The organism is Salidesulfovibrio onnuriiensis (genome assembly GCF_008001235.1).
GTDB lineage: Bacteria > Desulfobacterota > Desulfovibrionia > Desulfovibrionales > Desulfovibrionaceae > Pseudodesulfovibrio > Pseudodesulfovibrio onnuriiensis.
In genome coordinates this window covers 3,273,537-3,294,607 of the sequence record NZ_CP040751.1, presented here as the reverse complement: position 1 = coordinate 3,294,607, position 21,071 = coordinate 3,273,537, and the positions used below count along the sequence as shown (strand labels likewise).

The following is a 21,071-nucleotide window of genomic DNA, read 5'->3' as shown; positions in this document are numbered from 1 at the left end:
GCTGCGCACCCAAAAAAAAGCCCCGGTTTCCCGGGGCTTGGATTATTTTTTCATGAACTGTTCGGCCATGTAGCTGCTTCGAACCAGCGGGGCGCAGAACATGTGCCTGATGCCCTTGGCCTGGCCCGCGGCCGCGTACTCGTCGAAGAAGTTGGGCGGCACGTAGCGCTTCACCAGCGGATGCTGGCGGCTGGGTTGCATGTACTGGCCGATGGTCACGATGTCGCAGTCTATGGCGGCCAGGTCGTCCAGCACGCGCATGACGCCCGAATCGGTTTCGCCCAGGCCCACCATGATGCCGCTCTTGGTGGGGATGTGCGGGGCCAGCTCCTTGGATTTTGCCAGGAGGTCCAGGCTCTGCCGGTAGTCGGCCTGGGGGCGGATCGTGCCGTAGAGATAGGGAACGGTCTCCAAGTTGTGGTTGAGCACGTCGGGCCCGGCGTCCAGCACGGTCCTGAGCGCGTCCCAGTCGCCACGGAAATCCGGGATGAGCACCTCGATGGTGCAGTCCGGCAATGCCTGGCGCACGGCCCGGATGGTGGCCGCGAAATGCGCGGAGCCGCCATCGGGCAGGTCGTCGCGGGTCACCGAGGTGATGACCACGTGGCGCAGCTCCAGGCGTTTGGAGGCCTCGGCAATACGCGCGGGTTCGTCCTCGTCCAGCGGAGTCACATGGCCGGAGCCGATGTTGCAGAAGGCGCAGTTGCGGGTGCAGACCGTGCCCATGATCATGAACGTGGCCACCTTCTTGCCGAAACATTCCCAGCAGTTGGGGCATTTGGCGCTCTGGCAGACCGTGTTCAGGTTCAGGTCGTCCAGCAGGTTCCTGGTGCCCGCGAACTTGTTATCCTTGGGCAGCTTGATGCGCAGCCACGGTGGAATGCGCAAAGGCTTTTCCGAATTCTTCACGGAAGACATCCTTCACTTCCTTTACGGTGATTTCACGTCCGGCCTCCTTGCTCAGCGAGGTGGGAACCGCGCCCTGGATGCCGCACAGGGTGATGAGATCGAACAGGCTCACGTCCGGGCCCACGTTGAGCGCCAGGCCATGGTAGGTGACCCATTTCTTCACGCCGATGCCCATGGAGCAGATCTTGCGGTGCTCGTTCACCCAGACGCCGGGGTGGCCTTCGCGCCGCTTGGTGGAGACCCCGAAACGGGCGCAGGTGCTGATGACCGCCTCCTCCATGTCGTGGAAGAACTTTTTCATGCCGCCGGGGCGCTTTTCCACGCGCCAGATGGGATAGCCCACCAGCTGGCCCGGGAAGTGGCAGGTGATGTTGCCGCCGCGCGTGGTCTGGGCCAGGGTGATCCCCTGCTGGGTCAGGAACGCGTCGCTCACGTGCAGGTTTTCGCCGCCGCCCTGCCTGCCGTAGGTGATCACCTTGGGGTGCTCCAGCAGGTAGAGGGTGTTGCCTTCGCGGCCGTCGATGACCGCCTGCAGCCGGTCAAGCTGCAGGGCTTCGGCTTCCTTGTAGTCGATGAGACCGAGGTCGATGATGTTCATTACTTCTTCGGGGGCTTGGCGTTATCCGGTTTCCGGATGTCGAGTTTTGCCGTGACCGGCAGGATCACCGCCCCGGACTTGAGGTCCGTGCGGGATTCCTCGGGCCATTCCGGGTCCACGTACTGGCCGGGGAAAAGCACGGGGCCGTGCTGCGGGTATTGCAGCAGGGTCAGTCCCCGGGACGAGCAGGCGTACTGGCCGCGCCCCTGGGGCAGGCGGAAGACTTCGGAGACCGCGCGCACGCTGCCCACGTAGTTGACCTCGGCCGTGGTCATGTACAGGAAGCTGATGCTCAGTCCGGTCTTGGTCAGCCGCGCCTTGTGGGTCAGGTCGGCGAGCCACTGGGGCGCGCCTTCCACCCCGAAGTTGAAGTGGCACCAGCGGGAGTCCTGTCCCTGGCCGTGCATGGGACAGTATCCAGCGTGCGGGCAGGGAGCCAGGGGCATGAGGCCCTGGTCCATGAGTTCGGCCCGCAGCTGGGAAAGGTTGCGCGCCGCCTGGCGCAGGCCCGGTTCCACCAGGAGCAGCCTGCCGTCCTTCTTGAGATATTTCGTCAGCGAGTGGGCCACCTTGCCGTGCATCTGGTCGCTGTCGCGGCCGGTCCAGTTCAGTTCGTTGAGGGTGTTGGCGGCCACCACGAGATCGGCGCGCTCCCGCAGCTGCATGCCCAGGGACCCCTTGACCGTGACGATCTTCCACTTGGATGCGCCCTTGGTCAGGACGTCGAAGAGCTTGCGGCCCTCGGCCATGACCTTGGAGGCCCGGTCCACGCAGACGAAGGTGAGCGAACGCTCCCGCATCTTGGGCAGGGCGATCCACAGGGCCATGGGCACGGTGAGCGGTCCGGAGCCCAGGTCGATGATGGTGCCGCCTTCGTTGACGTAGGGCTCGATGCCCGTGAACAGCCGGGAGAGGCGGTACAGGTTCCAGGGCAGGAAATAGTGCAGGTAGGCCCCCATGAAGCGGGAGTCGGTCATGTAGTCCTTGCGCAGGCCCTCGCGGTCCGAGGTCAGGCTGTCGGACAGGGCGCGCACGTTCTTGTGCAGCACCTCGAAGTGCTTGCCCTTGAGAGGGACCCCTTTTCTGAGGACGCGTCCGAACTCGTCGAGTTCGTGCAGTGTCTGCCTGTCGAGCAGGGGGAATAAATTCTTAATCAACATAGGTGAAACGCATCCTTTCCATATATTGTGCGCCAAAGCTTCCGTCGCCGGCCAGGTCCAGCACCCGGGTTCTGCCCGGCAGCGCCGCCACCCAGTCGCGTGCGCCGGGGACGGTCAGCAGCGCCTGGGTGCCGCGCAGCGAGGTGTTGCCCGCCTTGACGGTCTTGTACTTCAGTTCCGTATTCAAAAAGCCCAGGGCCTCCAGGTCGTCCAGGTTGACGTGCTCGCCCAGCGCGCCCGCCAGGTACAGGGTGCGCAGCCCGCTCGGCGCGATACCCGCCTCGGCCAGCAGCCGGGACAGGGCCAGGTTGAAGGCCGCCTTGACCTTGAGGATCTCCTCCACGTCGCTGGCGGGCATGTGCAGGCCGGGGAGCACCTCGAAGGCGGGCTCTCCGTTCTGCCTGCTGATCCGCCGGGCCAGCTTGTGGGCCTGTGGCGTGCTACCTGACTGATAAAGGCCGCTTTCGTCAAGCACTCCTTCGCTGCGCAGCAGGGCGGCCAGCGAAAGATAAGCCGTGCCGGTCATTCCCTGGCGCGCAGGCCCGCTTTCGCCGGGGATACGGCGGGGCGCGATGCCCGCCGGGGAATGGGCGAATCCGGATATGGCTCCGGGGCTCGCGGTGCGGCCCGCGCTCAGGCCCACGCCTTCCAGGGCCGGGCCCATGGGCACGCTGGCGCAGAGGTATTCGTCTTCGGACAGGGCCAGGATGAATTCGCCGTTGGTGCCCAGGTCGGCCAGGAGATAGGGATGCTCGGGCGGTGTTTCGGAAAAATGCAGGGCCGCGAGCCCGGCGCTCAGGTCTGCGCCCACGAACGGGGCCAGCAGGGGCGGAATGTAGGCCTGCGGCATGTTGTCCGCCAGCGTGCGGAGGTCGCCGCCCGCGTAGCTCAGCGCATAGGGCGCCGAGGCCAGGCCGTCCGTTTCCAGGCCCAGCAGCAGGTAGGTCATGGCCGGGTTGCCGGAAACGGCCAGTCCCACGCATTTGCCCTGGATGTTGATGTCCATTCCGGCGATGAGCATGTCTATCGCGTCGAGGACGAGTTTTCGGAGAATTCGTGCGCCTTCCCTCGTGGCCGCAAAGGAGAGTCGGGTCATGATTTCGCTGCCCAGGCCCACCTGCGGGTTGAGCCGGTTGCCCGAGACAACGACTTCGTCGCCGACAAGCACGGACCAGTGGATGGAGGTGGTGCCCAGGTCCACGGCCAGGGTGTAGTCGCCCCCCCGGGCCTTTTGCACGTGGGCGCTGCGTTGCGTGCGCAGCGGTTCGGGCAGGCCGATGGTGCAGGCCGTGGCCGGGTGCAGGCAGGCCAGCCGCCAGCCCTTTGCGATCTCGTCGTCGGAAAGTTTCTTGAGCTCTTCTTTCCTTGGTTCGGGCGGTGCGGAAAGGAACAGGATCCGGCACAGGCCGCATTTGCCCAGCCCAGAGCAGAGCGGCACGTCCTGCCAGAGGCCCTGCAGAAAGATCAGCTGGCCCAGGGACAACTCGGGCATGGGCGGGACGTTCAGTTGCGTTCCGTCATGGATGTGAATGCTGACCTGGGTCATTGATATTCTCCTGAAAGAGTGTAAATTGACAATAACCCAAGGAGGTTGGGGTGTAAACGCATCAACGCGTAAAATAGTATTGGAAAAATATTGTTTCGGTGATAGAAACCCGTTGGGTTGTGGGGTTATGCAAACAGAAACAGGGAATAAGCAGTTATATCGGGCGACAAAGTTCGGACTCTACGCAAAGGTGGCCAACCAGAGCGTGGTCTTTGGCGTGCGCGATATCTCGGCCGAATCCATCGGACTGGACGTGAAGGGCGGCGCTTTGCGGCTCGGCATGCAGTTCAGCATCTATGTCTTCTGCGGGGAAATCCCCGTTGCCAGCAACCTGCGGGTCCAGGTGGTCAGCTATGGCCAGGGCTATGCCAAGTGCCGCTACGTGGACCTGACCCAGGGCCAGTCCAAGTCCCTCCAGAAGATCGTCACCCGGGGCTATGTTTCCGGGGCTCCGCTTCGCCGCCGCCGCAACTACATGTATTAGCGGCTGCCGAAAATATCTCGTCTTCGTTGTTACCCTGAGAAATCCGAATTCTTTTGAGCGGCCGCCGGTTTTAGCTGACGGACGGCTATCTGCGCTCCAGCCGAATCATGGCGTCCTTCAGGTGATCCAGCCAGATGTTGGCCAGCACGTCGTATTCGCCCGCGCCCTTGAGCACCGCCTCGCATTCGATCCCGCCGGATTCCAGCACGCTTTTCCATGATCCGGGCTTTTTGCCCACCATGTCCTTGGAGGCGTGCCAGCCCGCGCCGAACAGGAAGGGAAGCAGGTAGGCCCGGTTCACGCCGCGCCGGGCGAGGATGTCGCGGATGCGTTCGATGCCGGGTTCGGCCTCCAGTGCGCCCACGAACACGTTCTCGTCCTTCTTGCGGATGCAGGCATTGAGGCTTTCGTAATAGACGTTTCCCGGATGCAGGGTGCCGTGGCCCATGAGCAGCACCGCCTCGGCGGGCGTGCGCTTTTCGGGCAGCACCGAAAGGATGGCCCCGCAGACCTGTTCGATGTCCTCTTCGCCCGCCAGCAGGGGAAAGCCCACTTCTACGCGTTCGAACCCGTCCTGGCGCAGCATGTACCTGTTGGCCAGGGGCAGGAGGTCGTGGAATTCGGAACCCGGGATGATGTGCAGGGACTGCACGGCCACCCGGCGGATTCCCTGAGCCAGCAGGGCTTCCAGGGCGTCCTTGACCGAGTCGGCCTGCTCCCCGGCGCGGTTCATGTGGCCGCGGATCTTCTTGGAGGTATAGGCCAGGCGCACGGGCGTGCCGGGCCATGCGGCCTGGACCCGTTGTTTCATGTGTTCCAGGGCGGCCACGGCCCGTTCGTGGCGGGAGCCGTATGCGGCGAGGATGATGGCGTTAGTCATGCGGATTCTTTCGTACCAGGGCCAGGCTGAAGTAGTGGGGCTTTTCCGGGGCGTCCCGGATATCGTGCAGGATGCTTTCTCCCTCCATGCCCAGCCTGGAGACGAGCACGGTTTTCTCCGAGAGTCTCAGTTTTTCCAATGAGTCTCGTATATCAGTAAAATTCTTGTATGTCTTCATGATTACGGCGTTGTCGGCCACGTCCAGGAGCTGCTCAAGGCGTTCGGGGCTGCACACGCCCGAGGAAACCACCAGGCTTTCCTCGGATTCGGCCAGGATGAAGCCCACCCGGGCGGCGGCCGCCTGGTAGGAGGTGATGCCCGGCACGGCCTCGCAGGGCAGGGTCGGGTCCAGCCTCTTGAGCGTGTTCAGCAGGTAGCCGTAGGTGGAGTAGGTCAGGGAATCGCCCAGGGTCAGGAAGGCGGCCTGTCTGCCGCTGCGCAGCACCTCGGCCACTTCCTCGGCGTTCCTGTCCCAGGCGGCCTGGAGCTCCGTCTTGTCCTTGGTCATGGGAAAGCCGAGCTTGCGGACCTCCACATCCTCGCGCATGTGGGGCCGGGCAATGCCCAGGGCCGTCGAGTAGTCGTTCTTGGTGGAGGCGGCCGCAAAGACCACGTCCACCTGGCCGAGCACCTTGGCGGCCTTGATGGTCAGCAGGTCCGGGTCGCCGGGGCCGACCCCGATGCCATAGAGTTTTCCGGGCTGTGTCATTGTATTTCCTTGTTCTCCCCGAGGGGATGCGAATGTGAATGGTTTTGGTGTCGGGGTCAATTACGGCGTTTGCGGGTAGAGCAGCCCGTGCAGGGTGCGGATGCCATGGAGCAGGCGGCTGGTGGGCCGCGAAACCAGCCGCTCGTCCATGAGAAAGACTCTGCCCTCGCGCACGGCCCTGATGCTCGAAAAGCCGGGCTCGTCCACGATGTCCCGCACCGTGACCTGGTTCATGGTTCCCGACTGGGACACGTAGACATCGATGTCCTCGGCCTTGGCCAGGATGCGTTCCTTGCCGTAGGCGGCCACGTTGGTGCCGTGTCGGGGCTCGGCGTCCGGGGCCGCATTGACGCCGCCCGCGCTGCCGAGCACGAACAGGGCCATGGAGCCCGGTGAAAAAGTGCTCAGCTTGCGGTGGATGGATTCGAAAAAGACCTTGGGCCGTCCTGTTTTCGGGATGGTCGCCAGGGCCTGTCGCGCTTGGGCCAGGCCCGCACGGAATCGTTCGGTCATGGCGGTGGCGGCTTTTTCCCTGCCCGAGAGCGCCCCCAGCGTCTTCCAGTAGGCGTACATTTCGTCCACGTTTCCGGGCTGGAGCACGGCCACGGCGATTCCCGCCCTGCCGAGCGCCTCCCACAGGGCCGGGTAGCCGCGCCAGTGCATGGGCCGGATGAGCACAAGGTCCGGCTTGGCGGCCAGGAAGCGCTCCACCCCGTCCCGGGCGTTGAATGCGGGCTTGGACAGCGCCGTCGCGGGATAGTCCTCGCCCCGCGACACGCCGATGATTTCCCGGTCCAGGCCCAGTTCGAACAGGTTTTCGGTATGGGCGGCATAAAGCGAGATGATGCGGGAAAACGGCCGGTCAAAGTCGAGGGTGCGCCCTGCATGGTCGGTGACGGATGCGGCCCGGGCCGGAAGGGCGGCCAGCAGCAGGAACAGGAGTGTTGCAGGAATGCGCATCACGGCTCCAGGCGGTAGGTCACGGACAGGCTTCCGGCGAAGTTGTCCCAGCGTACGGCGCAGTCCACGCCGAACACGGCGCGCACGTTCTCCGGGGTCAGGGTTTCCCGCATGGGCCCCTGCGCCAGCACGGCTCCGCCCCGCAGAAGCACCACGTGGTCGGCAAAGGACGCGGCCAGGTTCAGGTCGTGCAGCACGGTGATCACCGTGCGTCCCTCTTCCCCGGCCAGGCGCTTGAGCTCGCGCATGGTGGCCAGGGCATGGCGGATGTCCATGCTGGATGTGGGCTCGTCCAGGAGCATGACCGGGGCCTGCTGGGCCAGGGTGCGGGCCAGGACCGTGCGCTGGCGTTCCCCGCCCGAAAGCTCGGACACGCTGCGGCCGGCCATTTTCTCCAGGTCCATGATCTCCAGGGCCGCTTCCACATGGGTCTTGTCCTGTTCCGATGGCGTCGAAAAACGGGGGATGTGCGGGTGGCGGCCCATGAGTACGGCCTCGCGCACGGTGAACGGAAAGGTGAATCCGAATTCCTGGGGGGCCATTGCCGTGAGGCGCGCCAGTTCCCGCTGGCCGAGGTCCGTCAGGCTCTTGCCCAGCAGTTCCACGCGGCCCGCCTGCGGCCTGCGAAATCCGGCCATGATGTCCAGCAGGGTGGATTTGCCGCTGCCGTTGGGGCCCACCACGGCCGTAAGCGCGCCCCGGGAAATGGTGAGGTCCAGGTCCTTGATGACCGGGGTTTCTCCGTAGCCGAAGGCCACGTTTGCGAGTCGGTAGGCGTCAGCCACGGCCGCCTCCCATGTGCCTGCGCCGGAAGATGACGCAGAAGACCGGCCCGCCCAGGAGCGCGGTGAGCACGCCGATGGGCACCTCCTGGGGCAGCACCGCCCGTGTCAGGGTGTCTGCGGCCAGGAGCAGGATGGCCCCGCACAGGCCCGAGGCCGGAATGAGCAGCCGGTTGTCCGGTCCGGTCAGGAAACGCATCAGGTGCGGGACCATGAGGCCCACGAACCCGATGATGCCGGAGACCGAAACGCACACGGCGCTCACCAGGCTGGCCGCCGCCAGCAGGACAAGGCGCACGCGGCCCGTGTGCACGCCCAGGGACCGCGCCGAGCGGTCGCCCATGGACATGACGTTGAGGTCCCGGGCGAAATGCAGGCAGACCGCGAACCCGGCCAGCCCGATGCAGGCGGTGAACAGCACGTCGCCCCAGGTCTTGGAGGCGAAGCTGCCCATGAGCCAGAAAATGATCACCGAGACGCGTTCGTCGGCCATGTATTTGAGAAAGCTGATGCCCGCGGACAGGATGGCCGAGACAATGACCCCGGACAGGATCAGGCTGGTGGGGGAGAGCCCCGCATCCCTGCCCGCGATGGCCATGACCGCCAGCAGGGTGAGCGTGGCGCCGGCAAAGGCGAACAGGCACACCGAGGGCGGCGAGGCAAAGGACATGCCCAGCAGCAGGGCCAGGGATGCCCCGAAGGCGGCCCCGGACGAGACGCCCAGGGTGAACGGGTCGGCCAGGGGATTGAGCAGGATGCCCTGGAACACGGCCCCGGAAACCGCCAGCCCGAAGCCCACGGAGGCCGAGGTCAGGATGCGCGGCAGACGCACCTCGGAAACCACGCTGACGAACAGCGGGTCCAGACCGGAAACATCCGCTCCCCACAGCTTGTGCGCCATGACCTGGAGCACGTCCGTGGCCGGGATGGGGATGAAACCCATTCCAGTGGCCGCCACAGTGAGGCAGAAGAGCGCACCCGCCAGCAGGGGGATCCAGAATCCCGCCCGGGCGGGGCTGTGGGGAGCGGTTTTATACATCTATTGCGCAGTCCTGGTCATGGCGTCCCTGAGGTGGGACACGTACAGGTCGGCCCAGGCGTCGACGCAGCCGAGGCCGCGGAGCTGGGTCTTCACGGCATAGCCCTGCTTGGTGAGCATGACCTTCCAGGAATCGTCCTCATCCCCGGCCATGTCGTTGTTGGCGTGGTCGCCCGCAACCACCATGAAGGGCTTCATGAGCACGTTCTTCTTGCCGGCGGTCTTGAGGTCCGCGGCCATGTCGTCGAAGGCCGGGTAGCCTTCCACGCAGCCCACGAACACGGGCCAGCCGTATTCCTGCTGCAGGGCCTTCTGGAACTCGGCGTAGATGCCGGTGGAGAAGAAGTCGTTGCCGTGTCCCATGTAGACCAGAGCGGCGTCCTGCTTTCTGGCCTCGGCCACGTCGACCTTCAGCGCCTTGACGGCGGCGGCGATGTCGTCGGTGTAGGGGAGTTCGTCACCGGGCAGGCCCAAGGCCGGGCGGCCCAGGGCAAGGCGTTCGAACGGTGCGAATTTGGCTTTCAGGGTCCGGATGGAGCGCAGGCTCGAAACCATGACCTGGGTGTCGTGAAATTCCTCGCCGGCGAAGACATGCAGGGACTGCACCGTGATGTCGCGGTATCCGTCGTTCTGCAGGTCGGCGATGGTGGCCAGGGGCGTCTTCACGTAGAGCACTTCCCTGGGCACTTCGGGGTGGGCCTTCTGCCAGGCGGCGTCGCCCTGGCGTTCCTGCCAGATGGCGCGGATGATGTTGGAGGTGAAGGCCAGGCGCACGGGAATCTGCGGGTTGGCCTTTTCCACCTTGGTCTTGATGTTCAGGATGGATTGCAGGGCCTCGGGATAGGAGGTGCCGAAGGCGGTCAGGACAATGGCCTTTTGGGCAGGGCCTTTTGGCTCGCCGTGCCCGGCCATGGCCGTGGTGGTGAACAGCAGCAGGAGAATGAAAACGGTTGCAATGAAACGCATTGCTTCCTCCGTGGGTTGGAGGGGCGATGTTGGGAGGGAAAAATACAATACCTTCCACCAATGGTCCTGGCGGAAGGCGTCCCGTATTTTCCTTCGCTATGGCATGGCGGACAAGTAGCCCCGTTGCCGACATGCAGGTCCTCGGACAACATTCAGGCAGGTCTTCCGGCTTCCCCTTCGCTGCCTCCTTCCCGGTTTCCCAGTGGCTCTCTTGGCGGCGATACAGCGGGTATCACGGCGGCGGGTCCGCTCCCGATTTCAACGGGATTCCCTATCAAGTCCTTGCGGACACCTGAATCTCGGTTTTTCTATGCAGGGGGGGATTTTCTGTCAAGCGTTCCCGGTGCCGCCGCTCTGGTCCACCTTCTGGAGCAGGTCCTCCACGTCGATGACCAGGGCGTCGGATTCGCCCATCATGCCGTAGCCCAGGATGGGCAGGTCGTAGACCTGTTCCACGGGCACGGTGAAGCGGGTGATGACCACCTGCTGCTGGCGGATGACCTCGTCCACCAGGATGGCGGCCCGGTAGTCGCCGGTGCGCACCACCACGCTCTGGGCGCGGTCCACGCGGTCCACCTCGGCCTCCAGGCCCAGGAAGTCCGCCAGCCGCAGCAGGGAATGCACATGGCCGCGCACGTCCACGGTTTCGCGGCCGTCCGGCAGCTCCACCACCTCGTTGGGCTGGGGCACGTATATTTCCACCACGTCCCGGCTGGGGATGATGAACACGTCGCCGCCCACCTTGCAGACCAGGGCGTCCACAATGCCCTCGTTGGCCGAGCGGTCCAGGGGGATGCTGATGGTGAAGGCGGCTCCCTTGCCGAGCTCGCTCTTGATGACGATGTCCCCGTCCAGGCCCACCTTGATGGCGTTGACCACCGCGTCCATGCCCACGCCTCGGCCGGAGACGTCGGTGATCTTTTCCGCAGTGCTGAACCCGGACATGAGCACGAACTGGAGGATTTCGTCCTCGGTGTATTCGGTTTCCGGGTCGGCAAGGCCCTTTTCCAGGGCCTTGTTGAGAATCTTTTCCGGGTTGAGTCCCCGGCCGTCGTCGCTGACCTCGATGAAGGCGTGCTCGCCCTTTCTCCACGCGTTCAGGCGAACGTCGCCCACTTCCTTCTTGCCCGTTGCGGTTCGTTCGTCCGGCATTTCCATGCCGTGGTCCACGGCGTTGCGCAGCAGGTGCACCAGGGGCTCGTTCAGGGATTCCACAATGGTCTTGTCCAGGGCCAGCTCCTCTCCGGAGATGTTGAAATCGAGCTTCTTGCCGATCTTCTGGCTCAGGCTCTTCACCAGGCGGTGCATGGGCATGAAGATCTGCTTGAGCGGCACCAGGCGGATGGCGTCCACTTCCTGTTGCAGCCTGCCGATGACGTTGTCCAACTCGCGAAGGCTGGAGGTGATCTTGCTGTCCACGCGCATGCCGCTCTGGGCGATGACCGCGTAGGTGACCATGAGCTTGCCTACCAGTTCGATGACCCGGTCCAGCCGGTCTGTGGGAACGCGGATGGAGGAGATGGCCTGAGCGGCCATGGGTTTGTCCGGAGCCTCCTGCTTGGCGGGCTTGGCCTTTTCCTGCTCCGCTTCGGGAGCCGGGCTGGCGGGGGAGTCCGCCCCTTCCGAGGTGGCGGCCCCGCCGCCCATTGCCGCGGCAATGGCCTCCTCGGCGGCCTCCATGTCCTTGGCCTCGGCCTCCACCTCGGAGGCCTTCAGAATGGCCGGGCCCTCATCCAGGATGCCCGCCAGGGAGTAGAGAAATTTCTTCTCGGCTTCGGCAACGCCCAGCATGGCCGTGACAATGTCCGGGGTGATGGGCGTGATACCGTCCGTGAGCATGTCCAGGATGGCGATGACCTGCGCGGACTGGACCTTCATGCGCGAAAGGCCCAGGGCGTTCATGATCGCGTCGACGCCGCTGCCCTTGCCCGCTTCGAGATCCAGCACCTCTTTTTCGAGTTCTTCTATGCATTCGAGAATGTTGTCGCGCATAAGACTGTTGTCTCCGGGCTAGTTGCTCACGCTTTTGAAATAGGTGTCCTCATCCGGGAACAGGGTGATGTTGCTGTCGAATCCCCAGGAGAAAAAGACCTCCTTGCAGGCCGGGCCCAGACCCACGGCCGAGATTTCAAAGGCCTCGGAATAGGAGATCAGCGTATCCCAGGCCGCGGAGTTGAAGGTCAGGACGGTGCTCAGGTCCACCAGGACCTTGCCGCCCGGCTCGGCCTTGAGCAGGGCGCTGACCAGCAGCTCCCGCTGGGCCGCCAGGTGCACGCGGGCGTCCTTGACCCGGAGCACGAGCACGCCGTTCTTTTCCTCGGTGTCCACCCCGTCGAAGGCCAGGCTTTCCTCGCCGCCGTCCCCGCTGGAGGCGTCGGCGATCTTGTCCAGCACCTCGTTGGGCTCGGTCTCGTCGGGAACGCCGTCCTCCTTGAGCTGTTCGATCACCTGGAAGATCATGTTCACCGCGCGGGAGAGCAGGGTGATGTTGTCCGAGCTCCGGTCCACGCTGCCCGCCTGAACCTTTTTCAGGAAGTCCTCCACCTTGTGGGTGAAGCCCGAGGCGTATTCGAATCCCGCCATGAAGCCGGTGACGCCCTTGATGGTGTGCAGGGGGCGCGAAAGTATCTCGATGCCTTCGGCGATGTCTCCGCCCTCCAGCAGTTCGATCCCCTCCATCACCTGGGGGTAGTACTTGTCGTTGACTTCCGAGAAGAACTCGTCAACCAAGGCATCGTCTTCACTCATGGGCCGACTTCCTGTCACTTCTTGATCAGTTTGAGCTTTTCCAGTTCGGCGAACAGCTTGTCCTTGTCCACGGGTTTGACGATGTAGCCCGAGGCCTCGCCTTCGTGAAAGGACTTGATGACCGTCTTGGGATCATCCAGGGCCGAGGTCATGATCACCTTGACCCTGGGAGAGAGTTTCTGTTCGCGTTCCAGCGAACGGATTTGTTCCAGCGCCTCTATGCCGTCCACCTCGGGCATCATGATGTCCATGAGGATGAGCGCATAGGGGTTGTTTTCCTTGTGCGCCAGCCTGAAGGCGTCCACCGCCTCCTTTCCGTTCACCACGATGTCGATGTCGAAAAGACTCATGAGAAAGGAGCGCAGAACTTTCCGGCTCAGGAATTCGTCTTCTACAATCAGGGCCCGCATACTTTCTCCAGTGTTCTGTTTGCAGTCTATTACAGAAACTGATTCTACTCTCTTATATACTTTGAAAAAAAGTCAACACGAGTCGGGAAATAATAACGTTGCCCTTGCATTTTGAGCTTCGAGCCGATACGACCCCACACATGCCAAAAGCCATCACAGAACGCAGAAAGCAACGCATCGACCAGGTGCTGGCCCGCCGGCAGAAGGACCTGACCCTGGTCATGGACAACATCTGGGATCCGCACAACGTATCCGCCGTGCTGCGCAGTTGCGACGCCTTCGGGATTCCCAAGGTGCACCTCTATTACACCCATTCCCCCTGGCCCGAGCTGGCCAAGAAGAGTTCCGCATCCGGCAAGAAATGGATCGAGCGTGAACGGCATCAGGACGGAAAGGCCATGGTTCAGGGACTTCTGGATCAGGGCTATCAGGTGCTGCGCACCGGGTTCTCCGAAAAGGCCCGTCCGGTCATGGATTTCGACTTCACGCGGCCCACGGCCGTGGTCTTGAGCAACGAGCATAGCGGCACCGCCCCCGAGATCGTCGAGATGGTGGAGGACGAGCTTTATATCCCCATGCAGGGCATGGTGCAGAGTTTCAATGTTTCCGTGGCGGCCGCCATTATCCTCTACCAGGCCTTTGTGCAGCGCCATGCCGCCGGAATGTACGATCAGCCGAGCTTTTCCGAAGAAGAACTGGAGAGGCTGCGCCGGGAATGGTACGAGCGCTGATGTGTTTTCTCCCGCCGTCCCTGTGTGGCGAATAAATAATTTCACTGCGGCATGTCCTGTGGCATGCATTTGAGGAAGAATGGACGTGGATAAGGTGCTTGAAGCGTTGCGGGGCGGAGGCGTCGTGGTCTATCCCACGGAGACCCTCTACGCCATCGGCTGCATGGCCACCGACCATGCGGCCTGCGTGCGCGTTGCGGCAACAAAGGCCCGGGACATGGGCAAGCCCCTGCCGCTGATCATCGGCAGCCTGCAGGGCCTTGAGGCGGTCACCGGCGATGTCCCCGACATGGTGCGGGAACTGGCCGGGGCGTTCTGGCCCGGCCCCCTGTCCATTCTGGTCAAGGCCCGCAAAGGACTTTCGCCGCTGGTTTCGGACGACGAGGGCTACACTTCGGTGCGTTTGAGCCCGCATCCGGTCGCCGCGGAGCTGAGCCGCCGGGCCGAGGCCCCGCTGGTCGCCACCAGCGCCAACAGGAGCGGCCTGCCGGCAACCGCCGATCCGGACCGGCTGGATCCGGCACTGCTGGCCGGGGTGGACGCCGCATATTTGGAAGAGCCACGGCCCCTGGGCGGCGAACCGTCCACCGTGGTCCGGGTGCTTGGAGACCGGCATCTGGAGATTGTCCGCCTGGGAGCGGTGGGCGTGGAACAGCTGTGCCAGAAGGGGTTTGTTCCGGCCTGACCGCCTTGAAAGCGAGGTAAGGCTTATGGCCCATCAGGAAGAAGCCGAACGTCCCGTCATCCTCATCGTGGAGGACAGCAAGACCGTCCAGCAGGAACTTGCGCGCCAGCTCACGGCCAGCGAGGAATTCCGGGCGGAGACTGCCTCCACCTTTGCCGAGGCCCGGCAATACATGGACGCCCGCGCGAGCGAGGTGTTCGTGGCCATCCTGGACATCACCCTGCCGGACGCCGCCGACGGCGAGGTCGTGGATTACGCCTGCAAGCTCGGGGTTCCCAGCATCGTCTTCACTTCCAATCTGGACGAGTACGTCCGCAGGAAGATTCTTTCCCGAAACATCATCGACTATGTGGTCAAGGACAACCTGGGGGTCCCCACCCTGGTGAACCAGGTGCATCGCCTGCGCCGCAACCAGGCGATCAAGGTCATGGTGGTGGACGATTCCACCTCGTTCAGGAATTTTCTCCGCCACCAGCTCGAATTGCAGATGTTCCAGGTGGTGGAGGCCCCGAACGGCGAGCGGGCCCTGGAGCTCTACGGGCAGGAACCCGACGTCTCCATGGTCATTGTCGATTATGAGATGCCCGGCATGAACGGCCTGGAAGTGACCCGCGCCCTGCGCCGCAAGAGCGGGCCGGTGGACCTGGCCATCATCGGGGTCTCGGCCCGGGACAATTCCCCGCTTTCCGCCTGGTTCGTCAAGTCCGGCGCCAACGACTTCCTGCACAAGCCGTTCATGCAAGAGGAATTCAACTGCCGCGTGCTCCAGAACGTGGAGATCCTGGAATTGGTCCGGGCGCTGCGGAAGCACGACCAGGAGCGCACCAAGTTCCTGGGCATCGTGGCCCACGACCTGCGCACGCCCATCAACGGCATCAGCGGATTCGTGAACCTGGTGCTGGACGACGGCGGCAACCTCACCGACGATCAGCGCGAACTGCTCGACATCGTGGGCACGGCCGCCAACAACATGCTGGGCATGGTCAACGACCTGCTCGACATTTCGGTGATCCATTCCGGCAAGCTCGACCTGCGCATCCGCAGCTTTGACCTGGGCCAGCTCATCCTGGAGCGGGTCCGTATCCAGAACATGGTCGCCGCAGGCAAGAACATCGTCATCAAGGCGGAATTCGAGAAGGTGCCGCCCGTGAGCGGCGATGCTGCCCGGATCGCCCAGATGGTGGACAACCTGCTTTCCAACGCGGTCAAGTATTCGCCCCTGGGGTCGGAACCCGTCGTGAGCATGCGGCGGGACGGACAGGACGTGCATGTGGTGGTGCGCGACCAGGGGCCGGGCATTGCCGCGAAGGACCAGAAGAAGATCTTTCGCAGCTTTGCGCGCACCTCGGCCATGCCCACGGGCAACGAGTCCAGCGTGGGGCTCGGACTCATGATCGTCAGGAACATTGTGGAGGCGCACAGGGGCAGGGTCTGGGTCAAGTCCGAACCGGGACAGGGCGCGGCATTCCATGTTTCCCTGCCCATGGTTCACGCCGAGGGTGAAAAAAATTGAACTGCCGGGTAAGGCGGTTTCTCTGTTTTTTCGGGTCCGGTACAAATAATTTAACCCGAAGGCCGCGCCATTTGTGGTGATTTTTTTCTTCTGCCTCTTTATAACATGCTTTAATTTTAGACTAAAATATAATGAGTGCTTGTAGGGGGAAGTTTGGCATGGCGGTTGCTACTGTGAAAATATCCTTCTTCCTTTTTTTGCACGATTAGCCGAAAGGAGCTTTCAGGGAATGGCCCTGGAAGCTTTTTTCGTTTTTGGCGCATTGCGGGCGCAGACCGGTTTGTGGAAAATCGGGGTTCGCGCTGAAACGGTCCGTGGGCGTTTCAAGAGGGGAGGCTGTGCACCAACGGGGCGGTGCAAAAATTTTGATTGCCGGGTATTGGGATTTGACAAGCCGAACCGCTTGGGCAAAAGTTCCGGCCTAGGAGAAGAAGCGCATGAACAACACACGCAACTGCCCGAAATGCAACACTCCGGTGGAAACCTACCGCAATCCGTTTCCCACGGTGGACGCCGTGATCCAGGTGGCGGACGCGGACGGCAAGGGGCCGGGCGTGGTGCTCATCGAGCGCAGCAATCCGCCGCACGGCTGGGCGCTTCCCGGCGGTTTCGTGGATTACGGCGAGTCCTGCGAGCAGGCCGCGGTGCGCGAGATGAAAGAGGAAACCAACCTGGACGTGGTCCTGACCGGGCTGCTGGGGGTCTACTCCGACCCGGCCAGGGATCCGCGCTTCCATACCATGAGCGTGGTCTATCTGGCCGAGGCAAGGGATATTTCACGGCTCAGGGCCGGGGACGACGCCGGCAAGGCGCGCGTCTTCGCCCTGGACGATCTGCCTCCCCTGGCCTTTGACCACGGCCGGATATTGGAAGACTACAGAAAACATCTGAAAGCATCAGGCGAGCAGGAATAATGAGCCAGCATACATTGTGCATCACCGTGGGCGATCCAGGCGGGCTTGGCCCGGAACTCATCAAGCGCAGCCTGCCCGGCGCGCTGGACGGGGAATGGAAATATCTGGTCATCGGCCCGCGCGTGGCCCTGGAGCGCATCCTGGAGCCGGGCGAGGAACCTTACTGGACCGTGCTGGAGGAACCCGAGGACATCGCGGACGCTGGTCCGGGCATCTATCTCTACCAGCCGCCCGAGCTTTCGCGCATCGGCTACCCCGTGGGCGCGCCGTCCATGGAGGGCGGGCTGGCCTCTGGCGCGGCCCTGAAAAAGGCCGTGGAAGTGCTCAAGGCCGGGCTGGCCCAAGGGCTGCTCACCTGCCCTCTGAACAAGGCCATGCTCCAGAAGGCCGGGTATGATTTCCCGGGGCATACGGAATTTCTGGCCGAGCATTTCGGCGTGGGCGCGGACGGGGTGTGCATGCACCTGTGCGGCCACGATCTGGACGGCGCGGGCGGACCCCTGCTGCGCGTCAGCCTTGTGACGACCCATCCGCCCCTGGCCGAGGTCCCTTCCCTGGTTTCCCGCGAGCGCATCCTGCGCTGTTTGCGGCTGACCAGCCGGTTCCTGAAAAGCCTCTGCCTGCACGGGCCCATTGCCGTGTGCGGGCTCAACCCCCACGCCGGGGAATCCGGCAGGATCGGCCAGGAAGAGGAAAAGACCGTTATCCCGGCCATACGGGCGGCGCAGGAAGAAGGACTCAACGTGGAAGGGCCGTTCCCGGCGGATACGGTGTTCCATTTCGCGGCCAAGGGGCAGTATCCGGCCGTGTTGGCCATGTATCACGACCAGGGGCTGGCCCCGCTCAAGCTGCTGCACTTCGGCGAGGCCGTCAACGTGACCCTGGGCCTGCCGTATCCGCGCACCTCGCCGGACCACGGCACGGGCTACGACGTGGTGGGCACGGGCAAGGCCTCCACCAGGAGCTTCCTGTCCGCCCTGGACATGGTCCGAAAGATGATCCTGGGTTGCGGGGAGCGGGCGTGATGGGCAAACGTTTCGTTCTGCTGGACCGCGACGGCACGGTGATCGTGGACAAGCATTACCTGCACGATCCGGACGGGGTGGAGCTGCTGCCCGGTGCGGTCGAGGGCCTGCGCCGCATGCGGGAGCTGGGATTCGGCCTGGCACTGCTCACCAACCAGAGTGGAGTGGGGCGCGGTTATTTTTCCGAGGACGACATGCACGCCTGCAACGACCGGCTGGTGAAAATGCTGGCCGAACAGGGCGTCGTGATCGATGCGGTCTACCATTGCCCGCACGCGCCGGAAGAAAACTGCCGCTGCCGCAAGCCCGAGCCGGGCATGATGATCCAGGCTTCCGAGGAACTGCGTTTCGATCCGTTCGAGGCCTTCATGATCGGCGACAAATGCGCGGACGTGCTTCTGGGGAAGAATACGGGAGCGGTCTCCATCCTGGTGCGCACCGGCAAGGGCGCGAAGGAGGAGGCCAAGTGCGGCGACGCGGCCGATTACGTGGTGGACGACCTGCGCGGGGCCGCCGAGGTCATTGCCGAGCTCAAGACGAAACAGGACGGGCGCATGGCTTCCCCGAGGCGTCCTCAGTAAGCAGCACTTCCATGGATCCGGCCTCCACGGCCGTTCCCCCCACCTGAATGGTTTTGGGCGCGCCGTTTTCGCGGTGCACCGTGACCTCGATGACGCCTTCCCTGCCCATGGTCACGCCTTGGCGGCCCTTGTAGGCAAAGACCGGCGCGTCCGGAATCCTGCCGTACCTGGAAAGATAGGCTCCGCACGGACCGTTGCCGTTTCCCGTGACCGGGTCCTCGTCAATGCCCGCGGCGGGCGCGAACATGCGGCCCGAGGTCAGGCACTCGTCCGTCTCATCGTTGAAGGCGAAAACGAAATAGCCGTTGCAGGCGATCCGTCCGCTGATCTCCCGGAGGCGTTCCATGTCCGGCCTGAGGCTGTCCAGCCTTTCGACCGAGGTGATGGGCACCATGACCTTGGAGTGGCCGGTGGAGACCTCCTGCACGGGCAGCCCCTCGATCAGGTCCGAAGCGTCCAGCCCCAATGCCTCCAGTATCTCGTCCCTGAGCGTTTCGCCATACTCGGGCGTGAAGATGATTTCGCCCTGGGTCATGACGATTGTGCGCCTGTTGTTTTCCATGCCGATGTCCACGGGCAGGATGCCCGCGCCGATCCTGGCCACCACCCGGCCGTTGTTCATGCCCAGGGCCGTGGAGCGGGCAAAGTGCGAGCCGATGGTGGCGTGTCCGCAGGTGGGCACCTCCATGGCCGGGGTGAAATAGCGGACCCAGAGTTCATGGTCGTCCCGATCGGGCGTGGGGATCATGAAGGCGGTTTCCGAAACGTTGACCAGGGTGGCGATGGCCTGCATCTGGCCGTCATCAAGGCCTGTGGCGTCGAGGACCACGCCCGCGCGGTTGCCCTTGCCGGGAACGGTGGTGAAGGCGTCCACCAGAAGAACGGTGATTGTTTTTTCCATGAACAGGTGATTACCCGTTCAGGCGATGCCGCGCAAGGGGAGGCCGGACCATCACGAATGGCGTGGAAGATTTTTGAAAGGGATTACCCGGTCAAGGCGTCGCAGATGGTCTTGGCCGAGCGGGCGGCCAGCAGGGTGCGGCGGTCGTCGCAGGAATCCATGATCTGCGCCAGTTCCTTGCGGAAGGTTTCCAGTCCGGGGCGCGGTCCGAACAGGGCGTGCCGCTGCATTCCAGCGCGGATGAATTCCATGTCCAGCTGGTACTGATCCTCATGCAGGGCAAAGGCCTCGGCCGGGGGCTGATGGTCCCGATTCCCGGCCTTTGACTTCAAGGCCCGCATTGCGGCGTCCATTCCGGCGCGCCTGCCGAAGACCTGGATGGCCAGCACCATGCCGCCGCCCATGCGGTTGGCCCCGTGCATGCCCGTGGCGCATTCGCCCGCGGCATACAGGCCGGGCACCGAGGTCCGGCCGTGCTCGTCGATGACGGCCCCGCCATTGCCCGCATGGGCCATGAGCGCCAGGTGCAGGGTTTCCCGGCCATGCTGCACGCGGCACCAGCCGTCGTTCCTGACATGCTCCAGCAGCAGTTCGTCCAGGCTGGCGTCCTCATGCCCGTAGAGGGCCGGGCAATGGGGCGCGCGGGCTGCGGCGAGATCCTCGCGTGCGTCCGGGACCATGCGTCCACCTTCCTGGCGAAGGATGGCCGTGTTGCCGCCCAGCAGGGGGCCTGGATTGTGGAAGCGCCCCTGGCTGTCGTACCACATGAATTGCAGAAAACCTTCATTGGCGGTGCGGGCCCCCGCCTCGGCAAGCATGCCCAGGGAAAGGCCGGGATTGCCCGGTCCGCACACCCTGTGCCGGTACAGGGGGGCCGGGCCGCCCAGGGCCATAATCACGGCCGGGGCGTGCAGCACCGTGGGCTTGCCCTTGTCGTCCAGCCCCCAGGCTCCGCAGCAACTTCCCTCCTGTGTCAGCAGGCCGAAGATGGTCAGGCCGATTGCAAAATCGACATTGCAACTCTTTGTTTTTGTGAGAAATTGATTGAAAGCGTGTTCGAGGCCGTCAAAGACTGCGGCCCGGGCGTGCGGACTGCCGCAGCCGGTAAAACGCCGCAATTCCCCGGAAGGTTCGCGCCGGAAGTGCAGGCCCAGTTCCAGCAATTCCTTGAAGCGGTCCCGGCTTTCCCTGGCCAGTATTTCCACAAGACGCCTCTCCGCGAATCCGGGCGCGGCCAGGGCAAGGGCCTCCCCGGCAAAGTCGGCGCATTCCTGGTCGGATTCAAGCACCTGCATGCCCAGGGCGTTGTTGCGGTTGGCAAAGGAGGACCCCGAAGGCCCGGACGGACCGGTGGCCACCAGTACGGAAAGCGCCGGGCCTTGTTCCTTGGCCGCCCATGCCGCCCGAAGCCCGGCCAGGCCCGCCCCGAGCACGAGAACGTCGCAGTGGATGTGGTTCATGGTCCCAACCTATCCGAAAGAATGGGATATGGGAACATCGTCAAAGCCAGCGGGCGCACGGCGCAAAAAA

The 21,071-nt window shown here is 63.7% G+C and carries 22 protein-coding genes and 1 riboswitch; of the genes, 7 read left to right on the top strand and 15 right to left on the bottom strand.

Annotated features, from left to right (window positions below; all coding sequences use genetic code 11):
• Nucleotides 1–42: 42 nt before the first annotated feature.
• The 4 genes from lipA to FGL65_RS15155 are packed head-to-tail and all read right to left on the bottom strand — an operon-like array spanning nt 43 to nt 4,213.
• Nucleotides 43–918: a lipoyl synthase gene (lipA, locus tag FGL65_RS15170; protein WP_147822111.1), complete on the bottom strand. Its 876-nt coding sequence runs from the start codon at nt 916–918 to the stop codon at nt 43–45.
• The gene (gene lipB, locus FGL65_RS15165) at nt 845–1,507 is read right to left on the bottom strand and encodes a lipoyl(octanoyl) transferase LipB (protein WP_147822110.1); all 663 of its coding nucleotides are present in this window, start codon (nt 1,505–1,507) and stop codon (nt 845–847) included. The genes lipA and lipB overlap by 74 nt, the downstream gene beginning before the upstream one ends.
• Complete coding sequence (locus tag FGL65_RS15160) at nt 1,507–2,667, bottom strand: small ribosomal subunit Rsm22 family protein (protein WP_147822109.1); 1,161 nt, start codon at nt 2,665–2,667, stop codon at nt 1,507–1,509. The genes lipB and FGL65_RS15160 overlap by 1 nt, the downstream gene beginning before the upstream one ends.
• Complete coding sequence (locus FGL65_RS15155; RefSeq protein ID WP_147822108.1) at nt 2,657–4,213, bottom strand: ASKHA domain-containing protein; 1,557 nt, start codon at nt 4,211–4,213, stop codon at nt 2,657–2,659. Before FGL65_RS15155 ends, FGL65_RS15160 begins: the two co-directional genes overlap by 11 nt.
• 190 nt (nt 4,214–4,403) lie before the next feature.
• Between FGL65_RS15155 and FGL65_RS15150 the strand changes: the two genes are divergently transcribed.
• On the top strand, nt 4,404–4,697 hold the full coding sequence (locus tag FGL65_RS15150) for a hypothetical protein (RefSeq protein ID WP_147822107.1): 294 nt from the start codon (nt 4,404–4,406) through the stop codon (nt 4,695–4,697).
• Nucleotides 4,698–4,782: 85 nt separating this feature from the next.
• On the opposite strand, the gene FGL65_RS15145 is transcribed toward FGL65_RS15150, so the two are convergent.
• From FGL65_RS15145 to FGL65_RS15105, 9 genes are all read right to left on the bottom strand, one after another.
• A complete protein-coding gene (locus tag FGL65_RS15145) occupies nt 4,783–5,577 on the bottom strand; it encodes a sirohydrochlorin cobaltochelatase (protein WP_147822106.1) in 795 nt (264 codons plus the stop codon).
• Nucleotides 5,570–6,286 (bottom strand): precorrin-2 C(20)-methyltransferase, encoded by a 717-nt coding sequence (gene cobI, locus FGL65_RS15140; RefSeq protein WP_147822105.1) that lies wholly within the window; start codon nt 6,284–6,286, stop codon nt 5,570–5,572. The genes FGL65_RS15145 and cobI overlap by 8 nt, the downstream gene beginning before the upstream one ends.
• A 60-nt stretch (nt 6,287–6,346) precedes the next feature.
• The gene (locus tag FGL65_RS15135) at nt 6,347–7,246 is read right to left on the bottom strand and encodes an ABC transporter substrate-binding protein (RefSeq protein ID WP_147822104.1); all 900 of its coding nucleotides are present in this window, start codon (nt 7,244–7,246) and stop codon (nt 6,347–6,349) included.
• On the bottom strand, nt 7,246–8,031 hold the full coding sequence (locus FGL65_RS15130; protein ID WP_147822103.1) for an ABC transporter ATP-binding protein: 786 nt from the start codon (nt 8,029–8,031) through the stop codon (nt 7,246–7,248). Before FGL65_RS15130 ends, FGL65_RS15135 begins: the two co-directional genes overlap by 1 nt.
• Nucleotides 8,024–9,067: a FecCD family ABC transporter permease gene (locus tag FGL65_RS15125; RefSeq protein ID WP_147822102.1), complete on the bottom strand. Its 1,044-nt coding sequence runs from the start codon at nt 9,065–9,067 to the stop codon at nt 8,024–8,026. The genes FGL65_RS15130 and FGL65_RS15125 overlap by 8 nt, the downstream gene beginning before the upstream one ends.
• Complete coding sequence (locus FGL65_RS15120; protein WP_147822101.1) at nt 9,068–10,033, bottom strand: sirohydrochlorin cobaltochelatase; 966 nt, start codon at nt 10,031–10,033, stop codon at nt 9,068–9,070.
• A gap of 138 nt (nt 10,034–10,171) precedes the next feature.
• Nucleotides 10,172–10,344, bottom strand: a riboswitch (cobalamin riboswitch).
• 19 nt (nt 10,345–10,363) lie between these two features.
• Nucleotides 10,364–12,025 (bottom strand): chemotaxis protein CheA, encoded by a 1,662-nt coding sequence (locus tag FGL65_RS15115; RefSeq protein WP_147822100.1) that lies wholly within the window; start codon nt 12,023–12,025, stop codon nt 10,364–10,366.
• Nucleotides 12,026–12,043: 18 nt separating this feature from the next.
• Nucleotides 12,044–12,781 (bottom strand): histidine kinase, encoded by a 738-nt coding sequence (locus FGL65_RS15110; RefSeq protein ID WP_147822099.1) that lies wholly within the window; start codon nt 12,779–12,781, stop codon nt 12,044–12,046.
• 14 nt (nt 12,782–12,795) lie between these two features.
• The gene (locus FGL65_RS15105) at nt 12,796–13,191 is read right to left on the bottom strand and encodes a response regulator (RefSeq protein ID WP_147822098.1); all 396 of its coding nucleotides are present in this window, start codon (nt 13,189–13,191) and stop codon (nt 12,796–12,798) included.
• Nucleotides 13,192–13,331: 140 nt separating this feature from the next.
• Between FGL65_RS15105 and FGL65_RS15100 the strand changes: the two genes are divergently transcribed.
• From FGL65_RS15100 to gmhB, 6 genes are all read left to right on the top strand, one after another.
• Complete coding sequence (locus FGL65_RS15100; RefSeq protein ID WP_147822097.1) at nt 13,332–13,922, top strand: TrmH family RNA methyltransferase; 591 nt, start codon at nt 13,332–13,334, stop codon at nt 13,920–13,922.
• 79 nt (nt 13,923–14,001) lie between these two features.
• Complete coding sequence (locus tag FGL65_RS15095) at nt 14,002–14,607, top strand: L-threonylcarbamoyladenylate synthase (RefSeq protein WP_187170405.1); 606 nt, start codon at nt 14,002–14,004, stop codon at nt 14,605–14,607.
• 25 nt (nt 14,608–14,632) lie between these two features.
• A complete protein-coding gene (locus FGL65_RS15090; protein ID WP_147822095.1) occupies nt 14,633–16,120 on the top strand; it encodes a hybrid sensor histidine kinase/response regulator in 1,488 nt (495 codons plus the stop codon).
• A gap of 437 nt (nt 16,121–16,557) precedes the next feature.
• A complete protein-coding gene (locus FGL65_RS15085) occupies nt 16,558–17,034 on the top strand; it encodes an NUDIX domain-containing protein (protein ID WP_147822094.1) in 477 nt (158 codons plus the stop codon).
• Nucleotides 17,034–18,059 (top strand): 4-hydroxythreonine-4-phosphate dehydrogenase PdxA, encoded by a 1,026-nt coding sequence (gene pdxA, locus FGL65_RS15080; protein ID WP_147822093.1) that lies wholly within the window; start codon nt 17,034–17,036, stop codon nt 18,057–18,059. Before FGL65_RS15085 ends, pdxA begins: the two co-directional genes overlap by 1 nt.
• A complete protein-coding gene (gmhB, locus tag FGL65_RS15075; RefSeq protein ID WP_147822092.1) occupies nt 18,059–18,640 on the top strand; it encodes a D-glycero-beta-D-manno-heptose 1,7-bisphosphate 7-phosphatase in 582 nt (193 codons plus the stop codon). The genes pdxA and gmhB overlap by 1 nt, the downstream gene beginning before the upstream one ends.
• On the opposite strand, the gene FGL65_RS15070 is transcribed toward gmhB, so the two are convergent.
• Complete coding sequence (locus FGL65_RS15070) at nt 18,591–19,541, bottom strand: PhzF family phenazine biosynthesis isomerase (protein ID WP_147822091.1); 951 nt, start codon at nt 19,539–19,541, stop codon at nt 18,591–18,593. The genes gmhB and FGL65_RS15070 overlap by 50 nt on opposite strands.
• Before the next feature lie 83 nt (nt 19,542–19,624).
• Nucleotides 19,625–21,001 (bottom strand): FAD-binding protein, encoded by a 1,377-nt coding sequence (locus FGL65_RS15065; RefSeq protein WP_147822090.1) that lies wholly within the window; start codon nt 20,999–21,001, stop codon nt 19,625–19,627.
• Between the last annotated feature and the right edge of the window lie 70 nt (nt 21,002–21,071).

Excerpts from the sequence above, each read along its gene's own strand:
- lipA (WP_147822111.1), bottom strand. The coding sequence starts at position 918 with ATGTCTTCCGTGAAGAATTCGGAAAAGCCTTTGCGCATTCCACCGTGG.
- lipB (WP_147822110.1), bottom strand. The coding sequence starts at position 1,507 with ATGAACATCATCGACCTCGGTCTCATCGACTACAAGGAAGCCGAAGCC.
- FGL65_RS15160 (WP_147822109.1), bottom strand. The coding sequence starts at position 2,667 with ATGTTGATTAAGAATTTATTCCCCCTGCTCGACAGGCAGACACTGCAC.
- FGL65_RS15155 (WP_147822108.1), bottom strand. The coding sequence starts at position 4,213 with ATGACCCAGGTCAGCATTCACATCCATGACGGAACGCAACTGAACGTC.
- FGL65_RS15145 (WP_147822106.1), bottom strand. The coding sequence starts at position 5,577 with ATGACTAACGCCATCATCCTCGCCGCATACGGCTCCCGCCACGAACGG.
- cobI (WP_147822105.1), bottom strand. The coding sequence starts at position 6,286 with ATGACACAGCCCGGAAAACTCTATGGCATCGGGGTCGGCCCCGGCGAC.
- FGL65_RS15135 (WP_147822104.1), bottom strand. The coding sequence starts at position 7,246 with ATGCGCATTCCTGCAACACTCCTGTTCCTGCTGCTGGCCGCCCTTCCG.
- FGL65_RS15125 (WP_147822102.1), bottom strand. The coding sequence starts at position 9,067 with ATGTATAAAACCGCTCCCCACAGCCCCGCCCGGGCGGGATTCTGGATC.
- FGL65_RS15120 (WP_147822101.1), bottom strand. The coding sequence starts at position 10,033 with ATGCGTTTCATTGCAACCGTTTTCATTCTCCTGCTGCTGTTCACCACC.
- FGL65_RS15115 (WP_147822100.1), bottom strand. The coding sequence starts at position 12,025 with ATGCGCGACAACATTCTCGAATGCATAGAAGAACTCGAAAAAGAGGTG.
- FGL65_RS15110 (WP_147822099.1), bottom strand. The coding sequence starts at position 12,781 with ATGAGTGAAGACGATGCCTTGGTTGACGAGTTCTTCTCGGAAGTCAAC.
- FGL65_RS15105 (WP_147822098.1), bottom strand. The coding sequence starts at position 13,191 with ATGCGGGCCCTGATTGTAGAAGACGAATTCCTGAGCCGGAAAGTTCTG.
- FGL65_RS15100 (WP_147822097.1), top strand. The coding sequence starts at position 13,332 with ATGCCAAAAGCCATCACAGAACGCAGAAAGCAACGCATCGACCAGGTG.
- FGL65_RS15095 (WP_187170405.1), top strand. The coding sequence starts at position 14,002 with ATGGACGTGGATAAGGTGCTTGAAGCGTTGCGGGGCGGAGGCGTCGTG.
- FGL65_RS15090 (WP_147822095.1), top strand. The coding sequence starts at position 14,633 with ATGGCCCATCAGGAAGAAGCCGAACGTCCCGTCATCCTCATCGTGGAG.
- FGL65_RS15085 (WP_147822094.1), top strand. The coding sequence starts at position 16,558 with ATGAACAACACACGCAACTGCCCGAAATGCAACACTCCGGTGGAAACC.
- pdxA (WP_147822093.1), top strand. The coding sequence starts at position 17,034 with ATGAGCCAGCATACATTGTGCATCACCGTGGGCGATCCAGGCGGGCTT.
- gmhB (WP_147822092.1), top strand. The coding sequence starts at position 18,059 with ATGGGCAAACGTTTCGTTCTGCTGGACCGCGACGGCACGGTGATCGTG.
- FGL65_RS15070 (WP_147822091.1), bottom strand. The coding sequence starts at position 19,541 with ATGGAAAAAACAATCACCGTTCTTCTGGTGGACGCCTTCACCACCGTT.
- FGL65_RS15065 (WP_147822090.1), bottom strand. The coding sequence starts at position 21,001 with ATGAACCACATCCACTGCGACGTTCTCGTGCTCGGGGCGGGCCTGGCC.